The sequence below is a fragment of the Micromonospora sp. NPDC005254 genome, assembly GCF_042872525.1.
Lineage (GTDB): Bacteria > Actinomycetota > Actinomycetes > Mycobacteriales > Micromonosporaceae > Micromonospora.
Window position 1 is genome coordinate 33,929 of sequence record NZ_JBIAKM010000010.1, and the last position, 26,455, is coordinate 60,383.

General features: G+C 71.2%; 26 protein-coding genes and 1 pseudogene. 11 read left to right on the forward strand and 16 right to left on the reverse strand.

Annotation, left to right across the window (positions count from 1 at the left end):
- Positions 1-153: 153 nt before the first annotated feature.
- Together ACFYPR_RS27145 and ACFYPR_RS27150 are read right to left on the reverse strand one after the other, a co-directional pair.
- Positions 154-738 (reverse strand): hypothetical protein, encoded by a 585-nt coding sequence (locus ACFYPR_RS27145; RefSeq protein ID WP_387263178.1) that lies wholly within the window; start codon positions 736-738, stop codon positions 154-156.
- Positions 739-793: 55 nt separating this feature from the next.
- Positions 794-1,222: a VOC family protein gene (locus ACFYPR_RS27150; RefSeq protein ID WP_387263181.1), complete on the reverse strand. Its 429-nt coding sequence runs from the start codon at positions 1,220-1,222 to the stop codon at positions 794-796.
- Between the two features lie 103 nt (positions 1,223-1,325).
- Here ACFYPR_RS27150 and ACFYPR_RS27155 point away from each other — a divergent pair, with 103 nt between their 5' ends.
- The gene (locus ACFYPR_RS27155; RefSeq protein ID WP_363937482.1) at positions 1,326-2,234 is read left to right on the forward strand and encodes an NAD(P)H-binding protein; all 909 of its coding nucleotides are present in this window, start codon (positions 1,326-1,328) and stop codon (positions 2,232-2,234) included.
- Here the strand turns inward: ACFYPR_RS27155 and ACFYPR_RS27160 are convergent.
- The gene (locus tag ACFYPR_RS27160; protein WP_355137097.1) at positions 2,231-2,671 is read right to left on the reverse strand and encodes a GNAT family N-acetyltransferase; all 441 of its coding nucleotides are present in this window, start codon (positions 2,669-2,671) and stop codon (positions 2,231-2,233) included. The two genes, ACFYPR_RS27155 and ACFYPR_RS27160, sit on opposite strands and share 4 nt — an antisense overlap.
- Positions 2,672-2,886: 215 nt before the next feature.
- Here ACFYPR_RS27160 and ACFYPR_RS27165 point away from each other — a divergent pair, with 215 nt between their 5' ends.
- A complete protein-coding gene (locus ACFYPR_RS27165; RefSeq protein ID WP_354861878.1) occupies positions 2,887-3,015 on the forward strand; it encodes a hypothetical protein in 129 nt (42 codons plus the stop codon).
- A 154-nt stretch (positions 3,016-3,169) separates the two neighbouring features.
- On the forward strand, positions 3,170-3,664 hold the full coding sequence (locus tag ACFYPR_RS27170) for a GNAT family N-acetyltransferase (protein ID WP_354861879.1): 495 nt from the start codon (positions 3,170-3,172) through the stop codon (positions 3,662-3,664).
- A 10-nt stretch (positions 3,665-3,674) separates the two neighbouring features.
- On the opposite strand, the gene ACFYPR_RS27175 is transcribed toward ACFYPR_RS27170, so the two are convergent.
- Positions 3,675-4,115: a VOC family protein gene (locus tag ACFYPR_RS27175; protein WP_354861881.1), complete on the reverse strand. Its 441-nt coding sequence runs from the start codon at positions 4,113-4,115 to the stop codon at positions 3,675-3,677.
- Between the two features lie 422 nt (positions 4,116-4,537).
- Here ACFYPR_RS27175 and ACFYPR_RS27180 point away from each other — a divergent pair, with 422 nt between their 5' ends.
- The 3 genes from ACFYPR_RS27180 to ACFYPR_RS27190 all read left to right on the forward strand — a co-directional run bounded on the left by ACFYPR_RS27180 (position 4,538) and on the right by ACFYPR_RS27190 (position 6,256).
- Positions 4,538-4,771, forward strand: a complete 234-nt coding sequence (locus tag ACFYPR_RS27180; protein ID WP_387263185.1) for a hypothetical protein — start codon at positions 4,538-4,540, stop codon at positions 4,769-4,771.
- A 104-nt stretch (positions 4,772-4,875) separates the two neighbouring features.
- On the forward strand, positions 4,876-5,526 hold the full coding sequence (locus tag ACFYPR_RS27185) for a VOC family protein (protein ID WP_387263187.1): 651 nt from the start codon (positions 4,876-4,878) through the stop codon (positions 5,524-5,526).
- A gap of 70 nt (positions 5,527-5,596) precedes the next feature.
- Entirely contained in the window at positions 5,597-6,256 is a 660-nt protein-coding gene (locus ACFYPR_RS27190) for an MSMEG_1061 family FMN-dependent PPOX-type flavoprotein (RefSeq protein ID WP_363937474.1), read from the forward strand.
- A gap of 19 nt (positions 6,257-6,275) precedes the next feature.
- Here ACFYPR_RS27190 and ACFYPR_RS27195 read toward each other — a convergent pair.
- The 4 genes and pseudogenes from ACFYPR_RS27195 to metH form a co-directional block, all read right to left on the reverse strand.
- Positions 6,276-7,268 (reverse strand): annotated as a pseudogene (locus ACFYPR_RS27195) (IS701 family transposase); the annotation flags it as partial.
- 13 nt (positions 7,269-7,281) lie between these two features.
- On the reverse strand, positions 7,282-8,064 hold the full coding sequence (locus ACFYPR_RS27200) for a DUF6082 family protein (RefSeq protein WP_355137087.1): 783 nt from the start codon (positions 8,062-8,064) through the stop codon (positions 7,282-7,284).
- A gap of 719 nt (positions 8,065-8,783) precedes the next feature.
- Positions 8,784-9,479 carry a VOC family protein gene (locus ACFYPR_RS27205; protein WP_387263190.1) on the reverse strand — a complete coding sequence of 232 codons (696 nt, stop codon included), beginning with the start codon at positions 9,477-9,479 and terminating at the stop codon, positions 8,784-8,786.
- Between the two features lie 71 nt (positions 9,480-9,550).
- A complete protein-coding gene (gene metH / locus ACFYPR_RS27210) occupies positions 9,551-13,066 on the reverse strand; it encodes a methionine synthase (RefSeq protein ID WP_387263192.1) in 3,516 nt (1,171 codons plus the stop codon).
- 262 nt (positions 13,067-13,328) lie between these two features.
- Between metH and ACFYPR_RS27215 the strand changes: the two genes are divergently transcribed.
- On the forward strand, positions 13,329-14,198 hold the full coding sequence (locus ACFYPR_RS27215) for a PAC2 family protein (RefSeq protein WP_145782100.1): 870 nt from the start codon (positions 13,329-13,331) through the stop codon (positions 14,196-14,198).
- 121 nt (positions 14,199-14,319) lie between these two features.
- The gene (locus ACFYPR_RS27220) at positions 14,320-15,111 is read left to right on the forward strand and encodes a GntR family transcriptional regulator (RefSeq protein ID WP_387182374.1); all 792 of its coding nucleotides are present in this window, start codon (positions 14,320-14,322) and stop codon (positions 15,109-15,111) included.
- 348 nt (positions 15,112-15,459) lie between these two features.
- Here the strand turns inward: ACFYPR_RS27220 and mshC are convergent, their stop codons facing one another.
- The 4 genes from mshC to ACFYPR_RS27240 form a co-directional block, all read right to left on the reverse strand.
- The gene (gene mshC / locus ACFYPR_RS27225) at positions 15,460-16,698 is read right to left on the reverse strand and encodes a cysteine--1-D-myo-inosityl 2-amino-2-deoxy-alpha-D-glucopyranoside ligase (protein WP_387263195.1); all 1,239 of its coding nucleotides are present in this window, start codon (positions 16,696-16,698) and stop codon (positions 15,460-15,462) included.
- Positions 16,699-16,764: 66 nt separating this feature from the next.
- Entirely contained in the window at positions 16,765-17,583 is an 819-nt protein-coding gene (locus ACFYPR_RS27230; protein WP_387263198.1) for an SCO1664 family protein, read from the reverse strand.
- On the reverse strand, positions 17,580-18,161 hold the full coding sequence (locus tag ACFYPR_RS27235) for a DUF3090 domain-containing protein (protein ID WP_354863290.1): 582 nt from the start codon (positions 18,159-18,161) through the stop codon (positions 17,580-17,582). Before ACFYPR_RS27235 ends, ACFYPR_RS27230 begins: the two co-directional genes overlap by 4 nt.
- 193 nt (positions 18,162-18,354) lie before the next feature.
- Entirely contained in the window at positions 18,355-19,068 is a 714-nt protein-coding gene (locus ACFYPR_RS27240; RefSeq protein WP_354863289.1) for an MSMEG_4193 family putative phosphomutase, read from the reverse strand.
- Between the two features lie 976 nt (positions 19,069-20,044).
- Between ACFYPR_RS27240 and ACFYPR_RS27245 the strand changes: the two genes are divergently transcribed.
- Positions 20,045-20,605 carry a hypothetical protein gene (locus ACFYPR_RS27245; RefSeq protein ID WP_387263201.1) on the forward strand — a complete coding sequence of 187 codons (561 nt, stop codon included), beginning with the start codon at positions 20,045-20,047 and terminating at the stop codon, positions 20,603-20,605.
- A gap of 129 nt (positions 20,606-20,734) precedes the next feature.
- Here ACFYPR_RS27245 and ACFYPR_RS27250 read toward each other — a convergent pair whose 3' ends face one another.
- Both ACFYPR_RS27250 and ACFYPR_RS27255 read right to left on the reverse strand, forming a co-directional pair.
- Positions 20,735-21,571 (reverse strand): undecaprenyl-diphosphate phosphatase, encoded by an 837-nt coding sequence (locus tag ACFYPR_RS27250; protein ID WP_354860360.1) that lies wholly within the window; start codon positions 21,569-21,571, stop codon positions 20,735-20,737.
- A complete protein-coding gene (locus tag ACFYPR_RS27255) occupies positions 21,568-22,620 on the reverse strand; it encodes an LLM class F420-dependent oxidoreductase (RefSeq protein ID WP_354860358.1) in 1,053 nt (350 codons plus the stop codon). The genes ACFYPR_RS27250 and ACFYPR_RS27255 overlap by 4 nt, the downstream gene beginning before the upstream one ends.
- A 187-nt stretch (positions 22,621-22,807) precedes the next feature.
- On the opposite strand from ACFYPR_RS27255, the gene ACFYPR_RS27260 reads away from it, so the two are divergent.
- Both ACFYPR_RS27260 and ACFYPR_RS27265 read left to right on the forward strand, forming a co-directional pair.
- On the forward strand, positions 22,808-23,779 hold the full coding sequence (locus ACFYPR_RS27260) for an aldo/keto reductase (RefSeq protein ID WP_387182385.1): 972 nt from the start codon (positions 22,808-22,810) through the stop codon (positions 23,777-23,779).
- A 174-nt stretch (positions 23,780-23,953) separates the two neighbouring features.
- Positions 23,954-24,145 (forward strand): DUF5703 family protein, encoded by a 192-nt coding sequence (locus ACFYPR_RS27265; protein WP_039906151.1) that lies wholly within the window; start codon positions 23,954-23,956, stop codon positions 24,143-24,145.
- A 129-nt stretch (positions 24,146-24,274) separates the two neighbouring features.
- Here ACFYPR_RS27265 and ACFYPR_RS27270 read toward each other — a convergent pair whose 3' ends face one another.
- Together ACFYPR_RS27270 and ACFYPR_RS27275 are read right to left on the reverse strand one after the other, a co-directional pair.
- Positions 24,275-24,934 (reverse strand): hypothetical protein, encoded by a 660-nt coding sequence (locus ACFYPR_RS27270; protein WP_354860356.1) that lies wholly within the window; start codon positions 24,932-24,934, stop codon positions 24,275-24,277.
- Positions 24,935-24,992: 58 nt separating this feature from the next.
- Complete coding sequence (locus tag ACFYPR_RS27275; protein WP_354860355.1) at positions 24,993-26,321, reverse strand: M20/M25/M40 family metallo-hydrolase; 1,329 nt, start codon at positions 26,319-26,321, stop codon at positions 24,993-24,995.
- Between the last annotated feature and the right edge of the window lie 134 nt (positions 26,322-26,455).

Here is a 26,455-nt window from a genome sequence, read left to right on the forward strand (position 1 = left end):
GCCAGTGAGCCCCCCCGGTCGGGGGGGGGGGGGGGGGGGGGGGGCGGCCCCCCCCGCGGGGGCGGGGGGGGGGGCCCGGGGGGGGGGGGGGCGGGGGGGGCCCCCACCACACCATCGACTGCCGACGCGCCGCGTCGAGAGGGGTCCCCGCCGTCAGGAGTCGGCGGGGACCCCGCTGTCGAGTTGCCCGATCATCGGCGCCAGCAAATCGTTGAGTTCCCGGGACAGCACCACGACCGCCCGACGTGCCGCGGCGGCGACGTCGTCGTCCGGGCCGTCGGGTGTCGGCGGCAGGCCCTCGAGCGGCAGCGGCGCCTCCACCTGGAGCAGGGCGCGAAGATGCGGACTACGCGTCCGGTCCTGCTCGGTGGGCGTGGTGAACTGGCCGAACAACTGCGGCCAGTCCCGCCAACCACGGTCGCGTTGCCACTGCTTGGTCCAGGTCAGCTCCGCGGGCCAGCGGGAGGCCACGGTGACCGCGCAGACCATGCCGCCGTCCCACGGACTGCGTTCGCAGGTCGCCGAGATGATGCGCCGGTGCCACCGGACGAAGCCGGGCGACAGCTCGCTGGCCACCCGCCAGGCCGTCGCGGCGAACGCGACCGGCGCGAAGTCGCCCCACGTCTCGGCGAATTCGTCGATCCGGCGGAGCACCTCGGCCTCGTAGCGACCGTGCCCGCCGGTGCCGTGCTCGCGGTCGAACTGCTCGTCCACCCAGAAGGCGCGCGGTTCCCGCATCCTCGACCCCGTTCTCGACGACCGTCAGCACCCCGGTCGCACGGGTGCCACGCCACTATCCCACCATGATGCAGAACGGGTGGCCGGCCGGGTCGGCGTACACGCGCAACGGCTCGTCCGGGTCCTCGATCCGGTCGTAGCGCAGCCGGCCGCCGAGGCGCAGCACACGCTCGTGTTGAACCAGCAGCTCGTCGACGGAGTCCACGGTCAGGTCCAGGTGTAGCTGTTGTGGCACGTCGTTCTTCGGCCACGTCGCCTCGGGCAGGTCGTCGATTTGCTGGAACGCGATCTGTGGGCCACCGTCCGGGGACCTGAGCACCAACCAGTCACGGCCGCGCTCGTCGGGTCGGCCGTCCACGGGTGGCTCGTCGCCGGGTCGATAGACGAAGCTCATGAGCTGCCGGTAGAACTCCGCCAACTTCCGCACGTCGGTGCCGTCGAGCACCACCGACGTCAGCCGCGGAACGCTCTCCTGGTCGATCATCCTCCATCACCTCCGGACGCCATTGTGGTCGCGCCCTGCCCCCGTCGCACCCGCAGCCGCCGCGTGCTTGACACGCACCCCACTGCAGAGTGGACGATTCAGCGTGCGGATTCTCGTGGTGGGTGGCAGTGGCCTGATCGGCGCGCACGTCGTGGAGGTGCTGCGCGAGCGCGGTCATGCCACGACCGCGGTGGCGCGTACCGCCCAGCAGGGAGTCGACCACCTGCTCGACGTCGAGTCCGCCTCGATCGACGACCTGCGGTCGCTGCTCGCCGGTCACGACGGCGTCGTGTACGCCACCCGGACCGACGAGCAGCGGCCGCTGCCCACGCCGATCTACCCGCAGTTCCGGCGCGACAACGTCGATCCGGTGGTACGCCTGTTCACCGCCGCCCGCGCCCAGGGCCTCACCCGTGGCGTGATCATGGGCTCGTACTACACGTACTTTGACCGGTCGCACCCGCAGTGGCGGCTCGCCGAGCGGCACACGTACATCCGCTGCCGCCTGGAGCAGGCCCGGGAGGGGCGCGCCGCCGCCGGGGCGGGTCTGCCGGTCGCCGTACTCGAACTGCCCTTCGTCTTCGGCCGGGCCGGCGACCGGCTGCCGAACTGGGCCGGTCCGCTGGACCGGTGGGCGCGCTCGCGTACACCTCTGGTCGCGCCGACCGGCGGAAGCGCGGCGGCTTCGGCGCGCAGCGTGGCCGAGGTCGCGGCCGACGCCCTGGAGCAGGCCAGCGGCGCGGACATTCCGGTCGCCGACGAGAACCTCACCTGGCACGACATGATCGCGCGCATCGCCGACGCGGTCGGCCGACGCCGCAGGGTCGGCCGGCTACCGGCCGGCGCGGCACGCACGGCCCTGCGGCTCGGCGGCGCGTTGCAGGCCCTCAGTCGCAAGGAGTCCGGGATCAATCCCACCTACCTCGCCGACCTCCTGCTCGCGGAGTTGTTCATCGAGCCGACGACCGGCCGCGCGCTGGACCCGGCGCTGCGCGAAACCTTCCCTGGCTAGCCGGTTGGGCGCGCGAGGTACGCCGTCTTGACGTCGGCGGAGAACCCGCAGGCGCGGTAGAACGCGTGGGTCGCCAGGTTCTGCGAACCCGTCATCAGCATCGCCTTGTAGCAACCGGCGTCCCAGGCGGCCTGGAGCGTGCCGGCCATGATCTGCCGACCGAGCCCGGTGCCGCGTCGGGATTCGTCGACGACGACGTTCTCGATGACGGCGTACGGCGATGCCGACCGGCTGAGGTTGGGGATCACGTTGAGGTACGTCGTGGCGACGACGACCCCGTCCAGGTCGAGGACGAACAGACGCAGCCCGGGTGAGCCGAGGATCTGCGCGAAGGCCGCCGCATCGGTGCCGTCGTCCAGCACCGGATCGTCCGGGTTCAACTGCCGGTACAGGTGGATGATCTGCGCGAAGTCGTCGGGCCGGGCCGCACGGAACATGCCGCGAGCGTAACGAAGGCGGCGGTCGCCGTGAGCGCCGCGCTCAGTGGCAGTGCTGCGGCGAAGCCGCGCCGACCGGACCGACTCCCCAAGATCTGCGCAACTTCGGGGATATCGTGGTCTCCCTGCGCCGGGAGGCCGCAACAACCCTGAAGTTGTTGGCTCCACCAGTGGCGGTGCCGCCCTGACTCCTCCTCCCGTGGGTCGCGCTGCCGGTGCTGCACGGTGTCGCCCTCGTCGCCCATCCCCGCCGGCCGGGTTTCGTCGCGCTGCGCGTGACGGCCACCGGCACCGCCGGCAACACCGTGACGCAGACGGTGCTGCTGGCCTACCGGACCGCGTGACGGGTGGAGTCCGGGGCGGCGGTAACCACCCCGGACTCCACCGCCCGTGCTGTCGGCGACACTCACGTCGTACGCCAGCGTGACGTGTTGTCCAGCATTGGTCCCGGCTCCCGCCTCCGGGCAACCGCACGATCATGTGTGCGAGGCTGGCGCGGTGACCGACTTCGACATCCGCGCGGCCACCCCGGCCGACGCCGAGTTCCTGGTGGACATGCTCGTCGAGGCCGTGAACTGGCTGCCCGAGCGCGACTGGCCTCGCGAGCGGATCCTGGCGGATCCCGCGCTGGCCCACTACGTCACGGGGTGGATGCGACGCACCGACGTCGGTGTGGTCGCGGTCGACCCCGCTCACCGGCCGCTCGGCGCCGCCTGGTTCCGGCACCTGAGCGCCGAAGATCCCGGCTACGGGTACGTCGCGGACGACGTGCCGGAGCTGACCATCGGTGTGCGGCGAGACTGGCGAGGGCGGGGTGTGGGCCGGGCGCTGCTGCGTGCCGTCCTGGACGCCGCGCGGGACCGCGGCATCCGTACCGTGTCGCTGAGCGTGGAGCGGGCGAACGCCGCCGCCCGTCTCTACGCGTCCGAAGGGTTCCGCACGGTCGAGTCGTTCACGGACGCGGACACCATGGTCGCCGAGGTCGGGGCCTGACTCTCGCGGCTCAGCGGAGGTGCTCGGCCAGTCCGACGATGATGCCCTCCGGGCCACGCAGGTAACAGAGCAGGAAGATGTCCTCGTACCGCTCGACCTCCCCGACGAGTTCGGCCCCATGCGTACGCAGTCGGGCGATGACGTCCTCGATGTCGTCGACGGCGAACATGATCCGACGGATCCCCAGGGTGTTCGCGGGCGCGTTCTCCGGTGCGGGGCTGATCGCCTTCGGCGTGTGGAACATCGCCAGCTCGACCTTGCCGTGACCGTCCGGGGTCCGCAGCATCGCGACCTCCTGGCGGACGTCGTCGATGCCGATCACACGCTCCACCCACCGTCCCTCGACCGGCCCCCTGCCCTCCAGCTCCATGCCGAGTTCGACGAAGAACGCGATGACAGCGTCGAGGTCGTTGACGACAATGAGGACGTTGTCCATCCGCTGGATCGCCATGCGGGATCTCCTCGCTCTGGTGCGCCGCCGTGGTCGCATCCTCCCCCGAGACGAAGCCACCAGCGGGTTCTCGACACGGAAAGGGTCCCGACTGGTTTTTCTCTCGCCGTGCGACGCCTGGGCCGCGCTCGCTCGAAGGCGGCTGCGTCAACGCCACACCCTCCCGACGTGGGGCGGCATGGCTGGCAGGCTGCCCTCCCGGGATCGACCTCGGCGGGGAGTACAACCGGGTGTGCGATCATCGGGTGGTGGATGACCGGCTCCCAGGCGCGGTGGCGAGCACGGCCGATGACCTGGGCGGCAGAGGCGATGTCGCCCAGCCGGGCGTCGTGTCGCTTGGCACCGCCCTCCGGCGTTGGGCCCTTGGCCTCACCATGGGAACTCTCCTCGTCCTGGCGCTGTCCTAATTCTACTCCGACGGGATGCTCGCGATTCTCAGCGCGTTGGGCTTCCTGCATCGCACGGATGACCGACGGTCACGGTGGGCACTGGGCTCGGCGGTGCTGATCGCAGTGCCAGCGGCCCTTGCCGCTGCGGTGCTGTTGAAAGGGTCGCTACCGCAGCCCTGGGACGGCATCCTGTTCGCCGCACTCGGCGCTCTGCTCGGAAGCGTCGCCTACGCTGCCGTCACCCAGATCCGGCCACGGACACGCTGACCACCCACCGGGGTCATCGTGGCCAACCAGGCTGTCGCCCCTCCACGTCGCGGGCAGCCGGCACCCGAACTCCGGTTGGGGCGTCCGATGTTAGGTTCGCTGGCATGACGCGGCAGATCACGGCCAGCGAGTTTCACGCGGCCGAGGGTGTGGAGGACTGGCGCTCCCTGTATCACCTGGTCTCCGCCCATTTCCCCACCGGTTCGTTGACCGAGGCCATCGCTTTCGTCGATGAAATCGGCCGGCTCGCCGACGAAGCCGAGCAGCAGATTCTGACCATCGATGTACGCGGCACCGGCGTCACGGTGTCCCTGTCGCGGCGCGACGCCGGGCTGGCCCGGCGGATCTCGGCCGCCGCGAGAAAGCGGGGCCTCGCCGCCGATCCGACAGCCGTGCAGGTCATCAACGTCAGCCTCGACGCGCTCGTCAGCGTGGATGTGCTGCCGTTCTGGCGTGCGGTGCTCGGCTACTCCCAGATCGGCGACGACTACCTCTACGACCCGTCGCGCCGCGGCCCCGGGTTCGGCGTGCAGCAGATGGACGTGCCGCGCCCACAACGGAACCGCATGCATCTCGACATCGCTGTTCCGCACGATCAGGCCGAGGCGCGCATCGCCGCCGCCCTGGCCGCCGGCGGCCAGCTGGTTTCCGACGCACACGCGCCGATGTGGTGGGTTCTGGCCGACGCGGAGGGCAACGAGGTGTGCGTCGCCACCTGGGTCGGCCGCGACCTCAGAGCGTCCGGGGCGATCTGAGCTGCGGGTCCGAGCACCCGCCAGCAGCACGGTCCCCCACGGCTTCTGGCTGCCCAATAGGGTCGGCGGCATGACGCCAGCCCCTGCCACCACCGCCTTCGACTCGCTCCGCCTCGACGCGGTGCCCGACCAGCAAGCGCTGCGCCGGGCCTACGACCTCCCCAGCGAGGCGGCCGTGCGGAAACAGATGACCGAACTCACCGAGCAGACCCGGCGGTTGATCGGCTGTGCGGCGCTTGTCCTGATCGCGAGCGTGGACGCCGAGGGCAACTGCGACGTCTCCCCGCGCGGCGGCCCCGCCGGGTTCGTGGCCGTCCTGGACGCACGGACGGTGGCGATCCCAGACGCGACTGGCAACAAGCGCCTGGACACGCTGCAGAACGTCATCGCCACCGGACGGGCCGGGCTGCTGTTCATCATCCCCGGGCGCACCACGACGCTTCGGGTGAACGGCCGAGCCTGCGTCTCCACCCGCCCCGACCTGCTGTCGCAGCTGACCGCCGTGGGTAAGCCGCCGGCCAGTGCGCTGGTGGTGGGAATCGAGGAGGTCTACCCGCACTGCCCCAAGTCGCTCCTGCGCACCGGGGTCTGGGAGCCCGAGCGGTGGCTGCCAGCGGACGCGCAGCCGACCTCGGCCGAGGTGACGCTGGCCCAGCTGCGGATGCCGGAGCTGACGATCGCCGACATCGAGCAGGCGGAGGCGGACTCGCTGAAGTACCGGTACGAGTGACGAGCCGCGCAACGATCGTTTGAAACGATTCTTCGATCTTCCAGCGGCGGCCGGCCACCAGGACGAGGCTGCGTAGCGGGACGGCCTCGGGTGTCCAGCAGCGGTAGAAGGCCAGCTTGCCAGTCCTGCGGTTGCGGCGGATCAGCAGCCAGTGGTGCCCGCCGTGGGCGTCGGCGGCGTGTGGCAGTGCGGTAGAGGACTAGTCGTAGTAGCGATAGCCTTTCGCGCCTCGACCGGCGGACACCCGCTGCCAGGCGGTGGCAGGAAGACCGGCGGCTAGCACGTCAACGCCGTAGACGCCAAGGCCGGTGATCACCTGATGCGAACAGGCCACGGCCAGGACGTAGCCCAGTCGCAGCTCACGAAGCCGTGCGCCCAGATGCGGATCGTTGCCGTAGGCCTCGTCGCCGGCCACCCATCGACATGGCAGCGCGGCGGTGACCGCCGCGGCGATCATCCGAGACGCCAGCTGCGGCTTGGTCGCGAACCGCACCTGCTCAGGGACACCGGCCTCGGCGCGGCGCTCGGCGTCGTCGCACCAGGACCCGGGCAGGTAGAGCGCCGTGTCGAGCATCGCGTGAACAGCATCGGTGGCGTAGACGAGGTGCACGGCGACCTGACAGTTCTCGATCTTCCCGGCGGTGCCCGAATACTGCCGCTGCACGCCGACGGTGTGCCGGCCCTTCTTCAGATCGCCGGTCTCGTCGATGGCCAGTACCGCCTCGGCATCACCGAGGTGGTGGCCGACGAACTCGCGAACATCGGCGCGGACCTCGGCATCGTCCCACTTCACCCGGGTCAGCAGGTCCTGCATTCCGTCCAGACCCCCGTCACCCGCATGCTCCGCGATCGTCCAGCAGCTCTTTCGTGGTAACGGCGCCAGCAAGCCCCGGACGAAGTCACGCACCCGACGACGAGGCTCCGGCCTGCGGAGACGCTGCCCGGTCGTCAGCGACAGGTCATCGAACAACACCCGCCACCGCTGGGCGTCTACCCTGTATCCGGCAGTCACCGCCGCGTCATGCTCAGTCCACACAACCGTCCATGCTCGATGGTGGCTGCACCCGCTCCGGCCCCGGGTGAGCCCTCCCCCGGATCAGACCAACATCTCTGGCTGGAGTACGAGCTGATCGCAGCCGGCGCCATACCAGGCCTGCCGAGATACTCGCCGCAACGCCGATGACGACGCAGTTCAATAGGCGAGCGGCCGCTGGGACGGAGATTCGGACGGGACTGAGGCCATCTTCAGGCCCCGCTGCGCGCACTCTCGGTTCGGTCAACAAAGTTCTGGAATGCTCCTCATCAATGATCAGGAGAAAGCGTCGTCCTCGCCTCGTCCCCGCCGTACTCGCCGCCCAGGACCCCCGAGCCATCAGCCAGAAACGCCGAGCGACGTCGCCACGAAACATGCCGCCCAGCATGTCCCGAAGCAGCGGTTCCGAGATGGTGCCAATCTCGTAGCCCATCCAGGCGTACTGCAACAGCAGGTTGGTGTAGATGTGCTGCCGCTTGGCGGTGTCATCGGGCAAGTCCAGCGGACCCCAGCAGGGCAGGTAAACAGGTAGATCATCGAGTTGCATCCGGATCAGATCCGCGTGGAAACCGCGGATGGCCTGGATCCGTTCCGCTCTGGTCTGGCGGGCCTGGAGCAGCAGCGACGCCGCTACGCCTCCGAGCGCAAGTGCCGACAGGACCGCCGACGTGGCTCCGTAGGTCTGGCCGATATCACTTAACCGGCCCCAGTCTTCCGCCTCTCCCAGGCTCACAGCTCGCAGTGCGATGGGCGACAGGATCACCAGCCCCACCACGACAAGGACTACAGCGACTGCGGCCGACGCTTGGCCGACGCGGCGGGCCAGGCTCCGCCCTCCTATCGCCGGGCCTGGCACCGAAGCGCCACCGACACTGCGTCCGTCTGCACGGTCCCGACCCCTGGTGCTTCGATGCATCCCGGCATTCTGCCGTCCCGTGCTGCTCTTCTGCTGACCGTAACAATGGCTGGGTTGCGCCCCCGTGCTGCTGTCGTACCAGCGAAGACGGCATGAAGGTTCGGATCACGATCTCCGGCTGGAGTACTAGCCTCGGTGGCATACCACGACGACCGCTTGCCCTTAGGCAACAATCACGGGCGTCTACCTGCTGCTCTGTCGGCCATCCGCTACCGGCGTGGTCCGAGCTCGTCCGGTGGCGCCCGAGCCGGTCGTCACCCAAGCGCCGCCCTGGCTGATCTCGCAGCGGCGACACCTGCGCCCGCGATTGCGGATGCCGGCGATGATCCTGCCCTTGCCGGCGCACACGCGGCCGGCTACCTGCGTGCGTGGGCCGCCCTAGGCATGATGGTGGTCATGGAAAAGAGCCACTCGTTGATCGCGACGATGTGGGCGGTAGCTTGGTAGCGGACGGCGGGTTTGTCGTAGCGAGTAACGAGTGCCCGGTAGCAGCGTCCACCACCCGATCCGGGTACCCGGATACCGGCCAGGACCGGGATTGACTGCGGGCTGTCTCCTCGATGGCCGGTCAGCCCGGTCTACGAGTCGTCTCGGCCCTGCCAGGTCGTCACACAAGCCTCGTTACCCTCGATATCGGCGAGAACCCAGAAGGCGGGAGCATGGGACGCGGATACAAGTCGGCCACCGCCCGTCAGCGCGGCTTCGATCCGCCGTGGAGATTCGTCGTGCGGGACACAGATGTCGAAGTGGATGCGATTCCGGTCCCGGCGTGGCTGATCCATTTGCTGAAACCAGATCGCCGGACCCTGCCCGACCGGGTCGACGATCGGATCCTTCGGACCGTCGGCTCCCGCCTCGTCCGTGTAGCCCAGCACGGCCTTCCAGAACGGCCTGACCGCTGCGATGTCGAGCGCGTCGATAGCGATCTCCACGAGCTGGACCGACCGGGGCGCTCCCGTACCAATCTCAGGCTCCGTCCGTAGCCCGACATTCCAAATGGCGGCGGAAACTTGATGCGCCAGGTCGATATCGCAAGCGGTAAGCGCCGCCTGATCCAACGATTGCAGGGTCATGACAACCCGGTCTGGCCGGATATCAACGCGTAGGTGCTGATCGGCATGGCTGCCGCACGCCGCCACCACGCGCGCCGCCACCTCAGTTGCCTGGACCAATGAGCCGACGGGGACCGACGTGCGCAACGCGCCCAGCAAATACCGCCATCCCTGGTCGCTGACCGCGTCCGAGGCCGCCCGCCGACTCAGTGTCCGTTCCATGTAGGCATCCTCACATGCGCCCAAACGAATTCCGCACGCTGGCAAGGATCTAAATGGTCTAGACGTGGTCGTTACTTGGCGTTGAAGTAGCTCGCTTCCGGGTGGTGGACCACGATGGCGTCGGTGGCCTGCTCCGGCATCAGCTGGAACTCCTCGGACAGCTCCACGCCGATCCGCTCCGACCCGAGCAGATCCACGATCTTCGCCCGATCCTCCAGGTCGGGGCAGGCCGGGTAGCCGAACGCGTACCGGCAGCCCCGGTAGTCGTTGCGCAGGATTCCGGCCAGGTCGCTCGGGTCGTCGTGGCCCAGCGGACGCCCGTCGGGCAGGGTCAGCTCGGCGCGGATGCGCCGGTGCCAGTACTCGGCGAGGGCCTCGGTGAGCTGCACGGACAGCCCGTGCACCTCCAGGTAGTCGCGGTACTCGTTGCGGGCGAACAGCTTCGCCGCGTACTCGCTGACGGGTTGCCCGACGGTGACCAGTTGCAGCGCGACCACATCGAGCTGGTCGCCCTTGGGCTTGAAGAAGTCGGCCAGGCAGAGCCGTCGCTCCTGGCGCTGGCGGGGGAAGGAGAACCGGGCGCGCTCCGCGTGCCCGTTCTCGTCGAGCACCACCAGGTCATTGCCTTCGGAGTACGCGGGGAAGTAGCCGTACACCACGGCTGCCTCAAGGACCTGGTCGGCGATCAGCCGGTCCAGCCAGTACCGCAGACGCGGCCGGCCCTCGGTCTCGACCAGCTCGTCGTAGGAGGGCCCGTTGCCACCCCGGGCGCCGTTGAGCCCCCACTGCCCGCGGAACGTGGCCCGCTCGTCGAGCAGCGCCGCGTAGTCGGCCATCGGTACACCCTTGACCACCCGGGTGCCGAAGAACGGCGGGGCGGGCACCTCCACGTCCAGCGCCACATCGGAGCGCACCGAGGAGTCGTGCAGCTCCGGCAGGGACTCGGTGACCATGGTGCGCTGCCGTTCCCGGCGGGCACGACGGGCCGCCAGGGCCGCCTCCCGCTCCGGGTCGATCACCGGCGCGCCGCCGCGCTTGGCGGTCATCACCTTGTCCATCAGGGACAGACCCTCGAACGCGTCCCGCGCGTAGTGCACCTGACCGGGGAACATCGACCGCAGGTCGTCCTCGACGTACGCGCGGGTCAGCGCCGCCCCACCGAGCAGGACCGGCCAGCGGTCGGCGACCCCGCGCGTGGCCATCTCGGCCAGATTCTCCTTCATGATGACCGTGCTCTTGACCAGCAGCCCGGACATGCCGATCGCGTCGGCGCGGTGCTGCTCGGCGGCGTCCAGGATGGCGCTGATCGGCTGCTTGATGCCGATGTTGACGACCTCGTAGCCGTTGTTGGACAGGATGATGTCGACGAGGTTCTTGCCGATGTCGTGCACGTCGCCGCGCACGGTGGCCAGCACGATGCGGCCCTTGCCGCCGTCCTCGGTGGTCTCCATGTGCGGCTCCAGGTACGCCACCGCGGTCTTCATCACCTCGGCCGACTGGAGCACGAACGGCAGCTGCATCTGCCCGGAGCCGAACAGCTCGCCGACGACCTTCATGCCGTCCAGCAGGATGTCGTTGATGATCGACAGCGGGGAGCGGCCGCCGGCCATCGCCTCGTCCAGGTCGGCCTCCAGGCCGTTGCGCTCACCGTCGATGATGCGCCGCTTGAGCCGCTCGTCCAGGGGCAGCGCCGCCAGCTCCTGCGCACGGGTGGCGCGCGCGCTGGTCACGTCGACGCCCTCGAAGAGCTCCAGGAAGCGCTGCACCGGGTCGTACCCCTCGCGGCGCCGGTCGTAGACCAGGTCGAGCGCGACCTCGCGCTGCTCGTCGGGGATCTTCGACATCGGCAGGATCTTGCTGGCGTGCACGATGGCCGAGGTCAGGCCGGCCTGGACGCACTCGTGCAGGAACACCGAGTTGAGCACCTGCCGGGCCGCCGGGTTGAGCCCGAAGGAGATGTTCGAGATGCCCAGGGTGAAGTTGACCCCCGGGTAGCGGGTGGAGATCTCCCGGATCGCCTCGATCGTCTCGATGCCGTCGCGGCGGGTCTCCTCCTGACCGGTGGCGATCGGGAACGTCAGCGCGTCGATCAGGATGTCGGCGCGGTCCATCCCCCACCGGCCGGTCAGGTCGTCGATCAGCCGTGCCGCGACCCGGACCTTCCACTCCTTCGTACGCGCCTGGCCCTCCTCGTCGATGAGCAGCGCCACCACCGCCGCGCCGTGCTCGCGCACGACGGGCATGACCCGCGCGTACCGGGAGTCGGGGCCGTCGCCGTCCTCGAAGTTGACCGAGTTGACCACGCACCGGCCGCCGAGCATCTCCAGCCCGGCCTCGACGACGGCCGGCTCGGTGGAGTCCAGCATGATCGGCAGCGTCGACGCGGTGGCGAACCGGCCGGCCAGCTCGCGCATGTCCCGGGTGCCGTCGCGCCCGACGTAGTCCACGCACAGGTCGAGCAGGTGCGAACCGTCGCGGGCCTGGCTGCGGGCGATCTCCACGCAGGCGCGGAAGTCACCGGCGAGCATCGCCTCCCGGAACGCCTTCGAGCCGTTGGCGTTGGTCCGCTCCCCCACCATCAGCACCGACGCGTCCTGGGCGAACGGCACCGGGTGGTAGACCGACGAGACACCCGCCTCGTGCTGCGGCTCGCGGGCCGGGGCGGTGACGCCGTGCAGCCGCTCGGCCAGCACCCGGATGTGCTCCGGCGTGGTGCCGCAGCAGCCGCCGACGAGCCCCACGCCGTACTCGGTGACGAACCGCTCCAGGGCGTCGGCCATCTCCACGGGAGTCAGCGGGAAGTACGCGCCGTCGGCGGTCAGCACCGGCAGGCCGGCGTTCGGCATCACCGACACCGGGATGCGGGAGTGCTGCGACAGGTAGCGCAGGTGCTCGCTCATCTCGGCCGGGCCGGTGGAGCAGTTGAGCCCGATCAGGTCCACCCCGAGCGGCTCGATCGCGGCCAGGGCCGCGCCGATCTCGCTGCCCACCAGCATCGTGCCGGTGGTCTCCACGGACACCTGGCAGATGATCGGCACCTGCTGCCCCAGCTCGGCCATCGCCCGCTTCGACCCGACGACCGCCGCCTTGACCTGCAACAGGTCCTGGCAGGTCTCGATGATCAGAGCGTCCGCGCCGCCGTCGATCAGGCCGGCGGCGTTCTCCTGGTACGCGTCGCGCAGGGTCGCGTAGTCGGCGTGCCCGAGGGTCGGCAGCTTGGTGCCCGGCCCCATCGAGCCCAGCACGAACCGGGGCCGGGCCGGGGTGCTCGCCGCGTCGGCGGCCTCCCGCGCGATCCGGGCGGCCGCCGTCGACAGCTCCCGGATGCGGTGCGGGATGTCATATTCGGCCAGGTTGGCCAGGTTGGCGCCGAAGGTGTTGGTCTCCACGCAGTCCGCGCCGGCGGCCAGGTAGGCGTCGTGCACCCCCCGCACCACGTCGGGACGGGTGACGTTGAGGATCTCGTTGCACCCTTCGAGCCCGTCGAAGTCGTCGAGCGTGAGGTCAGCGGCCTGCAACATCGTGCCCATCGCCCCGTCGGCGATGAGGATCCGATCGGCCAGCACATCCAGCAACGAAGTCCGCACCCGTTCAGGTTAGTGCGATCCTGCGTGAACCCGAGCGCCGTCCGGGCCCGATCCCATATTGTGTCGGGCGGATCACGCTGTCCGGTTCGCCGCCGTATGCCCGGTGGTGGACCGGGCGGACCGGCGCGGCCGACGGGCCGCATCCCTGCCCGGCACGTAGGCTGGCGGACGTGAAGGACAACAGGGACGCCGCCGTGCACCACGGCCCGACGACCGGGCGCGGTCCCGGTGTCGGCCGCGACGAGCAGGGTGAGGTGACGGCGTGACCGAGTTCGACGGACTGCCGGTACTGCGGTCCCCCGTGGCCATTGCCGCATTCGAGGGTTGGAACGACGCCGCCGACGCGTCCACCGCGGCCGTCGAGCACCTGGAGCAGGTCTGGAACGCGCGGCAGATCGCCGAGCTGGACCCGGAGGACTTCTACGACTTCCAGGTCAGCCGGCCCACCATCACCATGGCCGACGGGGAGACCCGCCGGGTGGAGTGGCCGACGACCCGGTTCATGGTGGCGAGCCCCGAGGGCACCGACCGGGACGTCGTGCTGATCCGGGGCATCGAGCCGAGCATGCGCTGGCGGACGTTCTGCGAGCAGGTTCTGGAGATCTGCCACAGCCTGGAGGTGGAGCGGGTGGTGCTGCTCGGCGCGTTGCTGGCCGACGTGCCGTACACCCGGCCGTTGCCGATCAGCGGCAGCGCCTCCGACGCGCAGGCCGCGGAGCGCTACCAGCTCACTCCGACCCGCTACGACGGCCCGACCGGCATCGTCGGCGTGCTGCACGACGCCTGCGCCCGCGCCGAGGTCGACGCCGTGTCGTTCTGGGTGCACGTGCCGCACTACGCCAACAACCCGCCCTGCCCCAAGGCCACCCTCGCCCTGCTGCACCGGGTCGAGGAGGTCGTCGACCTGCCGGTGCCGATGGCCGACCTGGCCGAGGAGTCCGCCGAGTGGGAGCAGCGGGTGCGCAGCGCCGCCGAGCAGGACGCCGAGCTGGGCGAGTACGTCCGCGAGCTGGAGGAACGGGTCGGCGACGAGGGCATCACCCCGTTGACCGGTGACGAGATCGCGCAGGAGTTCGAGAAGTACCTGCGGCGTCGGGGCGGTTCGGCCGGCCCCACCGCCGGCTCCTGGTAGCACTGTTCACGGCGGGCCCTCGGACCTTTGTGGTCCGGGGGCCCGTTTTCGCGTGTCCGGGGTGGCGCCGTCACACCCTCTACGGCATCCTAGGAACCTAGATGTGATCAAGGAGGCGGGTGTGCAGATCAACCCCGGCGCGGCCGAGTTCCCCCACCGGCAGATCGCCGCGCAACTCAAGGACCAGGTCCGCCGCGGTGACTGGGGGCCGGGCGAACGGCTGCCGTCCATCCCGGCCATCGCCGAGATGTTCGGCGTCGCCAAGCAGACCGTGCAACGCGCCGTCGACCAGCTGCGGGTCGAGGGCATCCTGATCACCAAACCCGGCTCCGGTACGTACGTCCGGGGCACCCGGCGCCGACTCAACCGGCTCTCCCGGGGCCGGTACGGCGGTTTCCGGGGCTACCACACCGACCTGGCCGCTCGGTACCGCCAGCAGCTCGTCTCGGTCGGCCGCGCCCCCGCGCCCGCCGAGGTCGCCGACGCGTTCGGCGTCTCCGACGGCACGGACCTGCTCTGCCGCCGCCACCTCGTGCGCACCGACGACTCCCCCGTCGAGGTGGGCGCCTCCTGGTTCCTGCCCGCCGACACCGCCGGCACCTCCCTCGAGCGCGCCGAGGCGTTCGGCCGGCCGCTCTACCAGGAGGCCGAGGAGGCCACCGGCCGGCGGTACGTCTCGGCCACCGACACGATCAGCGCCCGCCAACCCAGCCGGGAGGAGGCCGAGACCCTCCAGATCCGGCCCGACACCCCGGTGCTGCACCTGCTGCACGTCGCCTTCGACGCGAACCGCAAGCCCATCGAGGTGGCCCAGGCCACCTGGCCCGGCCCGATGACCACCCTCACCGAGGAGTACAAGATCCCCGGCCCGACCCCCGACCCGGAACCCGACCCCGGCCTGGTCCTGGGCTGACCAGCTCGTCACCGCGCCCCGGTGCCGCCCAGCCGTCTGCGTCCGCTCGTCGCGGTGCTGGTTCGGGGGGTGGGCCGGCATTCGTGTCCGCGGGTGGGGTCGGATGCGGCGGCCGAGGAGGTCGACGCCGGTGCGCGGTGACCCGCGGCGCGGTCAGGGCCTCGAGATGGCTGGGTGCCATCCACGCTGTTGGGCGTCATTCCTCAGAGTCATATTCATACCGCAGAGTCATGAGGGTCGAACGCGAACCCGCCCCCGGCCGGCGTCGGCCACCACGTCCTGCGCGCTGCTCCGACAGGAAACCGCCTCCCGCGCCGCGGAGGGCTGCGGCGTGGCCGTGGACGCGGGTCAGAGGCGGATGCCGAGGAGGGCGTCGACGGTCTTGGCGAAGAGGGCGGGGGCCTCGGCGTCGTCCGTGGCGCCGGACAGGGTCACGTCGGCCCAGCGGTCGGCCACGGCCAGGGCGCCCGGGGTGTCGAGGTCGTCGGCCAGGCGTTCGCGTACCCCGGCCAGCAGCTCGGCCCCGGACGGCCCGGCGGGCGCGGCGGCGGCCCGCCGCCAGCGGTCCAGGCGCTCCTGCGCGGCCGTGAGCAGCTCGTCGGTCCACGTGCGGTCGCCGCGGTAGTGCCCGGAGATCAACGCCAGCCGGATCGCCATCGGGTCGACCTTGTCGGCGCGCAGCCGGGAGACGAAGACCAGGTTGCCGCGCGACTTGGACATCTTCTCGCCGTCCAGGCCGATCATCCCGGCGTGCACGTAGTGCTCGGCGAACGGCGCCTGGCCCGTGAGCCGCTCGGCGTGCGCGGCGGACGCCTCGTGGTGCGGGAACAGCAGGTCGTTGCCGCCACCCTGCACGTCGATCCGGTCGCCGAGCAGGTTCAGCGCGATGACCGCGCACTCGATGTGCCAGCCCGGCCGGCCCGGGCCCAGCTCCCCGCCCGGCCAGGACGGCTCCCCCTCGCGGGCGCCGCGCCACAGCAGCGGATCGAGCGGGTCGCGCTTGCCGGCGCGGGCCGGGTCACCGCCGCGCTCCGGGAAGATCTCCAGCATCTGCTCGCGGGTCAGGTTGGACTCGTAGCCGAACCGGCCGGTGGCGGAGATGTCGAAGTAGACGTCGCCGGTGCCGTCGTCGAGCCGGTACGCGGCACCGTCCTTGAGCAGCACCTCGACCTTGTCGGCGATGTCCGGGATCGACTCGACGGCGCCCACGTAGTGCTCCGGCGGGATGATCCGCAGCGCCTCCATGTCCTCGCGGAACAGCGCCGTCTCCCGCATCGCCAGGACCACCCAGTCCTCGCCGTCGCGGGCGGCCCGCTCCAGCAGCGGGTCGTCGATGTCGGTGACGTTCTGCACGTAGCGCACCGGGCGCCCGGCGTCCCGCCACATCCGCTGCACCAGGTCGAACGTGATCATGGTGGCGGCGTGGCCGAGGTGGGTGGCGTCGTACGGGGTGATGCCGCAGACGTACATGCTTCCCGCGTCGACCGGCTCGCTCGGGTGGACGCCCTGCCGCGCCGAGTCGTACAACGCCAGCGGCTCGCCTCTGCCCGGCAGCCGTGGCACCTCGTGTCCCGCCCAAGACTCCATGGCCTCAGCCTAACCAGCCCTCAGGCGGCACCGGGCCGCCCCACGGGTGATCAAGATGACAGCGGTTCACATCGGCGGCCAGGGCACCGCCGGCCAGTCCTCCGGCGGCTGCGGAAAGCGGCCGGTCTTGCGCAGAACCTCGATGCGGACGGCCAACTCGGCGATCTCGCTGATCGTCAGGTGATCGGCCAGCTCGTCGCCGAGCGCCCCGGCGACCTGCCCGGCAAGGCCGTCGAGCATCTCCACGGCGTCCGGCGGCAACTGCTTTCCGGCCCAACCCCACAGCACCGTCCGCAGCTTGCCCTCGACGTGGAAGCTCACCCCGTGGTCCACGCCGTAGATCCGGTCGTCCGCGCCGACCAGCACGTGGCCACCCTTGCGGTCCGCGTTGTTGATCACCGCGTCGAGCACCGCGAGACGGGCCAGCCGGGGGTCGTCGGCGTGGGCGAGGGCGTACGCGACGCCGTCGTCGTCCCGCGCCGCCGCGATGGGAAACCAGCGTGGCGGCAGCTCGTCGGCCGGCACGAACCCGACGAGCGGCTCGGCGTCGTCCGGCTCGTCGATCCAGAGCTGGCAGGAGCCGGGGCCGAACGGCCCGTCGCGCAGCACGGTGGGCGGCACCAGACCCCAGCCGGTGGCGTCGGAGACCAGGAACGCCGACACCTCCCGCCCGGCGAGGGTGCCGTCCGGGAAGTCCCACAGCGGGCGCTCGCCGCGCACCGGCTTGTAGACACAGCGGGCCGTGACCCCGTCGAGGGTCAGGATGCCCCGCAGGGTGGTGTTCGACGCGTCGACCAGCCGGCCCTCCAGGTCGAGCGTGCCGTCGCGCAGCAGCCGCAGCGCGGCGTCACCGTCGCGCAGGGGCTCGAGGCCGGACAAGGTCACCGGTGGTAACCGTTGTGCCGCGGGCACAGGTGCCCGGCGGGATCCAACGGCTGGCCGCACAGGGGGCACGGCGGCCGGCCCGCGTTGACCACGCGCCGGGCCCGCTCGATGAACTGGCGGGTGGCCTGCGGGGTGAGCCGGACCCGAAGCCGGTCCAGGTCCTCGTCCGGCTCGTCGTCCTCGTCCTCGTCGTCTTCGTCGTCCTCGTCGCCCAGCTCGACCTCGGGCTCGACCTCGCCAGCGGCGATCGCCTCGATCACCACGGTCGCGGTGTCCACGTCGAAGGCCAGCCCGAGGGTCCCGACGCGGAACTCCTCGTCGACCGGAGTGTCCAGCGGCTCGTTGTCGCCGATCACCGGCGCCAACTCGGGCAGGTCCACCCCGAAGCGACGCTGCGCCTCGGTGAGCAGCTCCTCCAGCTTCTCGGCGAGCAGGGACACCTGGACCTTCTCCAGCGCGACGCTGACCAGCCTGCCGCCGCCGCGGGCCTGCAGGAAGAACGTGCGCTCCCCCGGCGGCCCGACAGTCCCGGCGACGAACCGCTCCGGCGGTTCGAAGGCGTGCACCTGGTGGGTCATACCCACGACCCTATCCGGCCCGCCATGGCATCGCGCACCCCACCGACCCGAATCACCGCAGGGGCAACGCGCCCGGTGTATCGGGGGCCACACCCGGGCGTGGCGGCCCCTCGGGCCGTGGCGGCGTCGACGTTCGCGGGGGTCGCGGCCCCGGCCGTGGCGGCCTTGGTCGGTGGTGGCGTCACCGCGCGCGTCACCTGGCCGCACCAGCCCCGCCGCCCACGGCGGCGTCCGAGTCGGCCGCCCGGGTGGCCCGCCGACGCCGCTTGCGCGGCGGTGGAACCAGCGCGGCGAGGTCACCGCCGGTGTCGTTGAGCCGCACCAGGAACGGTCGCAGCGGCGTGAAGCGGATCGCGGTCACCGACGCCGGGTCGGCCACGATCCGCTGAAAAGCATCCAGGTGTACGCCGAGCGCGTCCGCCACGATGGCCTTGATCACGTCACCGTGGCTGCACGCCAGCCAGACCGCCTCGGGCCCGTGCTCCGCGCTCACCCGGGCGTCCCAGTCGCGTACGGCCGCCACCGCGCGGGCCGCCATCGCCGCCATCGCCTCCCCCTGCGGGAAGACCGCCGCGCTGGGATGCTGCTGGACCACCGGCCAGAGCGGCTCCTTGGCGAGCTTCTTCAGCGGCTGCCCCTCCCAGCTGCCGTAGTCGCACTCGATCAGCCCCTCCTCGACCACCGGCGTGGCCTGCGGCACCGCCAGTTCCAGGGTCTGCCGGCAGCGGATCAGCGGACTGGTGACGACCGCCGCGAGCGGCACCGCCCGCAACCGTTCCCCCACCGCCGTGGCCTGGGCGCGCCCGGTGTCGTCCAGCTCGACCGGCTGCCGACCGGCCAGGCCGCCGTCGGCGTTCGCCGTGGTACGGCCGTGTCGCAGAAGCAGAAGGGTCGCCACACCGATCACCCTAGGGCCTCACCCGTGCCTCCGATCGCCGCGGGCTCCGTGCCGCACCCCGTGCCGTTCTCCGAGGCCGGGCTCCGAGGCCGGGCTCCGAGGCCGGGCTCCGAGGCCGGGCTCCGAGGCCGAGTTCCTTGATCGACTCGGGCTCTTGAATGTCGGGGTGTCCCGGTCGTCCGGATGCCCCGGTTTGCAGGAACCCGAGTCGATCAAGCCTGAGGGTTCCCGCTCGCTTGGTATGACGATGTCGCCGACCTGGAGTCGATCATCGCCGGGCAGCCCGCCTGACGCGCCCGGCCTGTCCAGTCGGGCGTGATGTCCGCTTGGCGACGGCTGACGACGGCTGACGCGTTCGGCAATGATCGACACGGTATCGGCGATGTGGGGATGTCCCGCTCGGCTGATACGGCGATGTCGCCGACCTGGAGTGGATCACCGCCGGGCGACCGGCCTGACGCGCCCGGCCTGGTGTGTTCTGGGCCTGGTGTCTGGTTCGGGCCGGCGCTCACCTGTGACCGGTCGCATCCGTGGGCTGGAATCGTGGCGGGCCGGGGGTCGTTACATACCCTGACGATCGCAGGACCACCGCCACCCCGCCCGCTCGACCGGCGGGGGAATGGCCAGCCGGGCCGGGTCGTTGCAGACCCCCCGGAACGACCGCAGGCCCCGCCGACCGGTGCGCCCCTCCGGCCCACCGCCGCGGGAATGACCCCGGCCCGACGGTCGTTACACACGGTCCCGGCGCCACGAGCCCCCGCTCGCGGGCCGCCCCGGGAATCCCCCCCGCCCGACGGTCGTTACACACCGTCCCGGCGCCACGAGCCCCCCGCTCGCAGGCCACCGCGCCGCGAGCCCCGGCTCGCAGGCCCCCCCCCAGACTTTTCCCGCTTGATAGTGCAGCGCCGGACGAGGTGCTCACACCCGCGGCACCGCTTCCCCCGAACGGTGCGCTGGTGTTCCTACCCCCGAAGGAGCTACCCCCATGAACACGATCTTCCGTAAGAGCATGCTGTCCGTTGCTGGTCTCGCGTTCGCCGGTGGTGTGTTCGCCGGTCCGATCGCCGCCCACGCCAACCCCGCCGCCGATGCGAAGCCCGTGGCGGCCGTGCAGACGGCAGTGTCGAAGCCGCAGGGCGACCAGTCGCACATCAGCCTGAACGGCGAGCAGACCGTCAACGCCAAGGCGATCATCGCCGCGACGAAGAAGGCCGGCCTGCCCGAGCGGGCCGCGGTCATCTCGATCGCGACGAGCCTGCAGGAGTCGAAGCTGGAGAACCTCGGTCACCTCGGCGACATGAACGATCATGACTCGCTGGGCCTGTTCCAGCAGCGCCCCTTCTCCGGTTGGGGCACCCCGGAGCAGATCACCAACCCCGAGTACTCCACCACCGCGTTCCTCAAGGGCCTGCGTCAGGTTGACGGGTGGCAGGACATGCCCCTGACCCAGGCCGCGCAGACCGTGCAGGTCTCCGCCTACCCGGACGCCTACGCCCAGTGGGAGCAGCAGGCCACCGACCTGGTTGGCCAGCACTGGAACAGCTGACCGCACGAACCAATGGCCGGCACCCCGAACCCGGGGTGCCGGCCCATTGTCATGCCCGCGAGATCTTGGACAGTTTCCGTCAGCTGCTGACGGAAACTGTCCAAGATCTCAACGGAACGACGCCGCTGATCAGGTGGCGCTGATCGTGCCGGTCAGCAGGAGAGCCAGGACCAGGGTGCCCAGCGCGACCCGGTACAGCACGAAGACGTACAGGGTGTGGTGGGCGACGTAGCGCAGCAGCCAGGCGATGGCCGCGTAGCCGATGCCGAAGGCGATGGCGGTGGCCACGATCGTCTGGGCCACGGTGGGCACGGACGTGCCCGGGGCGGACGGTTCGAAGACGTCGCCGAGGCTGAACACCCCGGACATCACCACCGCCGGGATGGCCAGCAGGAACGAGTAGCGCGCCGCCGCCTCCCGGGTCAGGTTGAGCAGCAGGCCGGCGGTGAGCGTGCCGCCGGAGCGGGACACCCCGGGGACCAGGGCCATGGCCTGGGCGAAGCCCATGACCACGCCGTCTTTCATCCGGAAGTTCTCCAGCGTGCGCGTCTGCCGGCCCCAGTACTCGGCGAACGCCAGCACGAACGCGAACACGATCAGGGTGGTCGCCACCACCCACAGGTTGCGCCCGGCGGTCTTGATCTGGTCCTTGAAGAGGAACCCGAACAGCCCGATCGGGATCGAGCCGACGATCACGTACCAGCCCATCCGGTAGTCGAGGCTGGAGCGCACCGACGTGTCGCGCAGCCCCACCAGCCAGGTACGGGTGATCCGCCAGATGTCCTTCGCGAAGTAGATCAGCACGGCTGCCTCGGTGCCGAGCTGGGTGACGGCGGTGAACGACGCGCCGGCGTCGCGGTCGAAGAAGATCGCCGAGGTGATCCGCAGATGCCCCGACGAGCTGACCGGCAGGAACTCGGTCAGCCCCTGGACGACGCCCAGGACGATGGCCTCGATCCAGGTCACTCGCCGACTCCGGAGAGGTCGAGCGCCTCGGCGACGGTACGCAGGGTCTGCACGCCGCTGTCCCGGTCGGCCACGAACAGGGTCACCGACAGCGTGGTGACGCCGGAGGCGGCGTACTCCCGCAACCGTTCGGCGATGCGCTCCTTCGGGCCGAGCAGCGAGGTGCGGTCGATGAACTCCATCGGCACCGCGGCGGCCGCGTCGCGCTGCCGCTTGGCCAGGTACAGGTCCTGCACCTCGCGGGCGGCGTCGCCGTAACCCATCCGGGTGGCGAGCTGGTTGTAGAAGTTCTGCTTCCGGCTGCCCATCCCGCCGACGTAGAGCGCGGCGTACCAGCGCACCAGCTCGGCACAGGAGGCCACGTCGTCGCCGATGACGACCGGCACGGAGGGCACCACGTCGAAGCCGGCCAGTTCCTTGCCGGCCTTGGCCCGCCCGGCGGCCACGGCGGCGAGGTGCTCGTCGGCGAACTCCGGGGCGTAGAACACGGCGAGCCAGCCATCGGCGATCTCGCCGGCCAACTCCAGGTTCTTCGGCCCGACCGCGGCCAGGTAGATCGGGATGTGTTCGCGAGGTGGGTGGAAGCTCAGCCGCAGCGCCTTGCCGGGGCCGTCGGGCAGCGGCAGCGTGTAGTGCTCGCCGTCGTACGCCACCTCCTTGCGGGCGACGGCCAGCTTGACGATGTCGACGAACTCGCGGGTCCGGCCCAGCGGCTTGGCGAACCGCACACCGTGCCAGCCCTCGGAGACCTGCGGGCCGGAGACGCCGAGGCCCAGCCGGAACCGGCCGCCGGAGAGCGCGTCGATGGTGGCGGCGGTCATCGCGGTGGCGGCCGGCGTACGGGCGGGAATCTGCATCACCGCCGAGCCCACGTCGATCCGTTGCGTCTGGCCGGCCATCCAGGCGAGCATGCTGGGCGAGTCGGAGCCGTAGGCTTCCGCCGCCCACACCACCGAGTAGCCGAGGCGATCCGCCTCCTGGGCCAACGCCAGGTGGTCGGCCGGCGTGCTCCACGCCGTCTGGTATCCAAGGCTGAGCCCGAGTCGCACTGGTCCTCCCCCATCCGTGGCACAGGTCGCACCAGGTTACGCAATGCCGAAAACGGACCCGATCACCGGCTCACCGCCAATGATTCCCCGTCCGTCGCGGTGCCCGCCGGAGGCGGAACCGGCAGAACCGGCAGAGATGACGGGAGCGAGGATATCCGTGGCGGCGGGTTCGAAATAAGGTTCACCCATGCAACAGCGACCGCTCGGCCGAAGCGGGCTGGCGGTTTCGCGGCTCGCGCTCGGCACCATGACCTGGGGCCGGGACACCGACGCCGACGATGCGGCCGCCCAGCTGAAGAGTTACCTGGACGCGGGCGGCAACCTGATCGACACCGCCGACGTGTACGGCGACGGCGACGCCGAGTCGGTGATCGGGTCGCTGCTGGGCAGCCTCGTACCGCGCGACGAGCTGTTGATCGCCACCAAGGCGGGGTTGCGGCCGGGCAGCGGTCGGCGTCGCGACGGCTCCCGAGGCCACCTGCTGCGCACCCTCGAGGCGTCGCTGCGCCGGCTCGGCACGGACCACGTCGACCTGTTCCAGGTGCACGGGTACGACCCGGACACCCCCCTCGAAGAGACCCTCGCGGCGCTGGACCACTCGGTGGCCAGCGGAAAGGTCCGCTACGTGGGTGTGTCGAACTTCTCCGGCTGGCAGACCGCGCGGGCCGCCGCCTGGCAGACGGCCTGGCCGGGCCGGGCGCCGGTGGTCGCCGCCCAGGTGGAGTACTCGCTGCTGGAGCGGGGCGTGGAGCGGGAGGTGCTGCCGGCGTGCGACGCGTTGGGCCTCGGCGTGCTGCCCTGGTCGCCGCTGGGTCGGGGTGTGCTCACCGGCAAGTACCGGCACGGCCGGCCGGCGGACTCGCGGGCCGCCTCGCCGCACTTCGAGCGGTTCGTCTCCACGTACCTGGAGCCGCGCTGCTCGAGCATCGTGGAGGCGGTGGCGACCGCGGCCGGCGGCCTGGGGGTGTCGCCGCTGGAGGTGGCGCTGGCGTGGATCCGGGACCGACCGGGGGTGACCGCGCCGATCCTCGGCGCCCGGACGGTCGGGCAGCTGCTCGGCGCGTTGCAGGTCGAGCGGATCACGCTGCCCGAGGAGATCACCACCGCCCTGGACGACGTCTCGTCGGTGCCCATCGGCTACCCCGAGCGCGACGGGTGAGACGCGGGCGCTCACCGAACCGGCGCTGACCGGGGCGCCTGCTAACCGCGGGCGGCTCCCGCGCGGCGAAGGCCACGCGCGGGCGCCCGGGGCGGCACGAACCACGCAGGGCAGCGGCGTTGGTCACCCCGCAGGGGGTGGCGGACGGCCGCTGGGCTGGGCAGCATGGACGGCATGGACTACGAGTACGCGCCGCTGCGGCTGCCGCCGAACGTCGACCGGTTGACCGCCGCGGCGCAGTTGGCGATCCAGGCGGAGTTCTCCGGATGGGAGTTGGCCCGGGTGCGGCTGTTCCGTGACGGCACGCGGCAGGTCATGCTGCGCCGTCGGCGGGTCAACCAGCCGCAGCCGGGCCTGTCGTACTGACACCGGGCCGGGACGGGCGGTGACACGCCCGGGGCCCGAACCGCGAACGGTTCGGACCCCGGGCGTCACCTGGCCTCGTGCCTGGCCCTCGGTCGGTCCGCGGCGGAGGAGCCCCGGCCGACGCCGGCCCTAGTGCTGGTGCCCGGCGTGGTCGTGGTCGTCGTCGAGCTCCAGGAACGGGTGCTCGTCGAGTCGACCGACGAGCCGGTCGTCGCTCGCCGGCTGGAACGGGCCGGCGGCGTCGTCATCGTCGAACGACTCCAGGTCCACGGGTGTGCCCACCTCGCTGACCATGACAACCCCGTCGAGGGGCTCCAGCTCGGGGACGTCCAGCGCGCCGAGCGAGCCGTCGCCGCTCTGCAGCAGCTCCAGCACCGCCTCGCCGACGCCCTCCACCGGCGCCGGCTCGTCGTCCTCCGGGGTGCCCTCGCGCCGGGCCGCCTCGGCCGCCCGCAGCAGCGCGGAGATGCTCGGCACCCGGTAGTCGCGGCGTTGACGTACCGAGATCACCCGCGGGTGGGGGTCGCTGGCCTCGGCGCCCTCGCCGCCGAAGCGCTCGTCGGCCTCGTCCGGGTCGATCGAGTCGACGTCCCACGGGGTCACCTCGCCGAAGGCGTCGAGCAGTTGCTCGTCGTAGGCGAAGGACGCGTTGTTCAACGCCACGTACGCCTGCCAGACGTCGTCGTCGTCGACGCGGCCCTGCGCGGCGCGTACGGCGGCCAGGTGGTGGCGGGCCGCTTCGATCACCCGCTCGAGAGCGGCGTCCAGCTCACCGTGCTGGTCGGTCATGTGGGGCAGTCCCTTCACGATGGGGAGGTAACGCGCCGGGTGCAGCTACCGGACACGGTTAGCAGGTGCGGAGGAACCGGTCGAGAACCCGCACGCCGAACTGTAGTCCGTCGACCGGAACGCGCTCGTCGATGCCGTGGAACAACGCCGAGAAGTTCAGGTCGGCGGGCAGCCGCAGCGGCGCGAACCCGAAGCAGCGGATGCCGAGCTGCGAGAACGCCTTCGCGTCGGTGCCGCCGGAGAGCATGTACGGCACCGGCCGGGCGCCCGGGTCCTCGGCGCGCAGCGCCGCCGACATGGCCTCGACCAGGTCGCCGTCGAAGGTGGTCTCCAGTGCCGGCTGTCGCTGGACGTACTCGATGGCGATGTCCGGGCCGACCAGCTCGCGCAGCTGCCGCTCCAGCAGCTCGGACTGGCCGGGCAGGCTGCGGCAGTCGATGGTGGCGGTGGCGCGGCCGGGGATGACGTTGTCCTTGTAGCCGGCGCTGAGCCGGGTGGGGTTGGCCGTGTTGCGGATGGTCGCCCCGATGATGTTGGCGATCGGGCCGAGCTTGGCGATGGCCGTCTCCGGGTCGTTCGGGTCCAGCTCGATGCCGAGCAGGTCGGAGACCTCGGTCAGGAACGCCCGCACGGTGTCGGTGACCACCACCGGGAAGCGGTGCCGGCCGATGCGGGCCACGGCCTCGGCGAGGGCAGTCACCGCGTTGTCGTCGTGCACCATCGATCCGTGCCCGGGGCGGCCCTTGGCGTGCAGCCGCAGCCAGTCGATGCCCTTCTCGGCGGTCTCGATGAGGTAGAGCCGCTGACTGTCGTTGACCGAGTAGGAGAAGCCGCCGACCTCGCCGATGGCCTCGGTGCAGCCGTCGAACAGGCCGCGGTGGTTCTCCACCAGGAAGCGCGCGCCGTAGTCGCTGCCCGCCTCCTCGTCGGCGGTGTACGCGAGCACGATGTCGCGCGGGGGCCGTACGCCGGTGCGCTGCCAGTGCCGCACCACGGCGAGCACCATCGCGTCGAAGTCCTTCATGTCGATGGCGCCGCGGCCCCACAGGTAGCCGTCGCGCTCTTCGCCGGAGAACGGGTGCACGGACCACTCGTCGGCGTCGGCGGGCACCACGTCCAGGTGGCCGTGCACCAGCAGCGCGCCCCGGCTCGGGTCGGCGCCGGGGATGCGGGCCACCACGTTGGCCCGGCCGGGGGCGGACTCGTGCAGGACCGATTCGACGCCCACCTCGGCGAGTTTCTCCGCCACGTACTCGGCGGCGCGGCGCTCGCCGACGCTGGTGTCGTTGTCCCCCGTGTTGGTGGTGTCGATGCGCAGCAGGTCGCGGCAGAGGTCCACGACCTCCGCGCTGGGGTCCGGTCGGGCGGAGGCGGCGTCGCTCGTCATCGCCCCTTCATACCAGCCCGGGGTGACCGGCGGGCCGGCGCACCGGCGTGCCGGGGCCGGGCATTCACCTCGGCGGATCCGCGTGCCGGTTTCGCGGCGTCCGCGTTCGGGTACCGCCGCCCACGACCGCACAT

What these genes read in the sequence shown, in the direction of transcription:
- ACFYPR_RS27145 (WP_387263178.1), bottom strand. Translation starts at nt 738, where the DNA reads ATGCGGGAACCGCGCGCCTTCTGGGTGGACGAGCAGTTCGACCGCGAG.
- ACFYPR_RS27150 (WP_387263181.1), bottom strand. Translation starts at nt 1,222, where the DNA reads ATGATCGACCAGGAGAGCGTTCCGCGGCTGACGTCGGTGGTGCTCGAC.
- ACFYPR_RS27160 (WP_355137097.1), bottom strand. Translation starts at nt 2,671, where the DNA reads ATGTTCCGTGCGGCCCGGCCCGACGACTTCGCGCAGATCATCCACCTG.
- ACFYPR_RS27175 (WP_354861881.1), bottom strand. Translation starts at nt 4,115, where the DNA reads ATGGCGATCCAGCGGATGGACAACGTCCTCATTGTCGTCAACGACCTC.
- ACFYPR_RS27180 (WP_387263185.1), top strand. Translation starts at nt 4,538, where the DNA reads ATGCTCGCGATTCTCAGCGCGTTGGGCTTCCTGCATCGCACGGATGAC.
- ACFYPR_RS27185 (WP_387263187.1), top strand. Translation starts at nt 4,876, where the DNA reads ATGACGCGGCAGATCACGGCCAGCGAGTTTCACGCGGCCGAGGGTGTG.
- ACFYPR_RS27190 (WP_363937474.1), top strand. Translation starts at nt 5,597, where the DNA reads ATGACGCCAGCCCCTGCCACCACCGCCTTCGACTCGCTCCGCCTCGAC.
- ACFYPR_RS27205 (WP_387263190.1), bottom strand. Translation starts at nt 9,479, where the DNA reads ATGGAACGGACACTGAGTCGGCGGGCGGCCTCGGACGCGGTCAGCGAC.
- mshC (WP_387263195.1), bottom strand. Translation starts at nt 16,698, where the DNA reads ATGGAGTCTTGGGCGGGACACGAGGTGCCACGGCTGCCGGGCAGAGGC.
- ACFYPR_RS27235 (WP_354863290.1), bottom strand. Translation starts at nt 18,161, where the DNA reads ATGACCCACCAGGTGCACGCCTTCGAACCGCCGGAGCGGTTCGTCGCC.
- ACFYPR_RS27245 (WP_387263201.1), top strand. Translation starts at nt 20,045, where the DNA reads ATGAACACGATCTTCCGTAAGAGCATGCTGTCCGTTGCTGGTCTCGCG.
- ACFYPR_RS27260 (WP_387182385.1), top strand. Translation starts at nt 22,808, where the DNA reads ATGCAACAGCGACCGCTCGGCCGAAGCGGGCTGGCGGTTTCGCGGCTC.
- ACFYPR_RS27265 (WP_039906151.1), top strand. Translation starts at nt 23,954, where the DNA reads ATGGACTACGAGTACGCGCCGCTGCGGCTGCCGCCGAACGTCGACCGG.
- ACFYPR_RS27270 (WP_354860356.1), bottom strand. Translation starts at nt 24,934, where the DNA reads ATGACCGACCAGCACGGTGAGCTGGACGCCGCTCTCGAGCGGGTGATC.
- ACFYPR_RS27275 (WP_354860355.1), bottom strand. Translation starts at nt 26,321, where the DNA reads ATGACGAGCGACGCCGCCTCCGCCCGACCGGACCCCAGCGCGGAGGTC.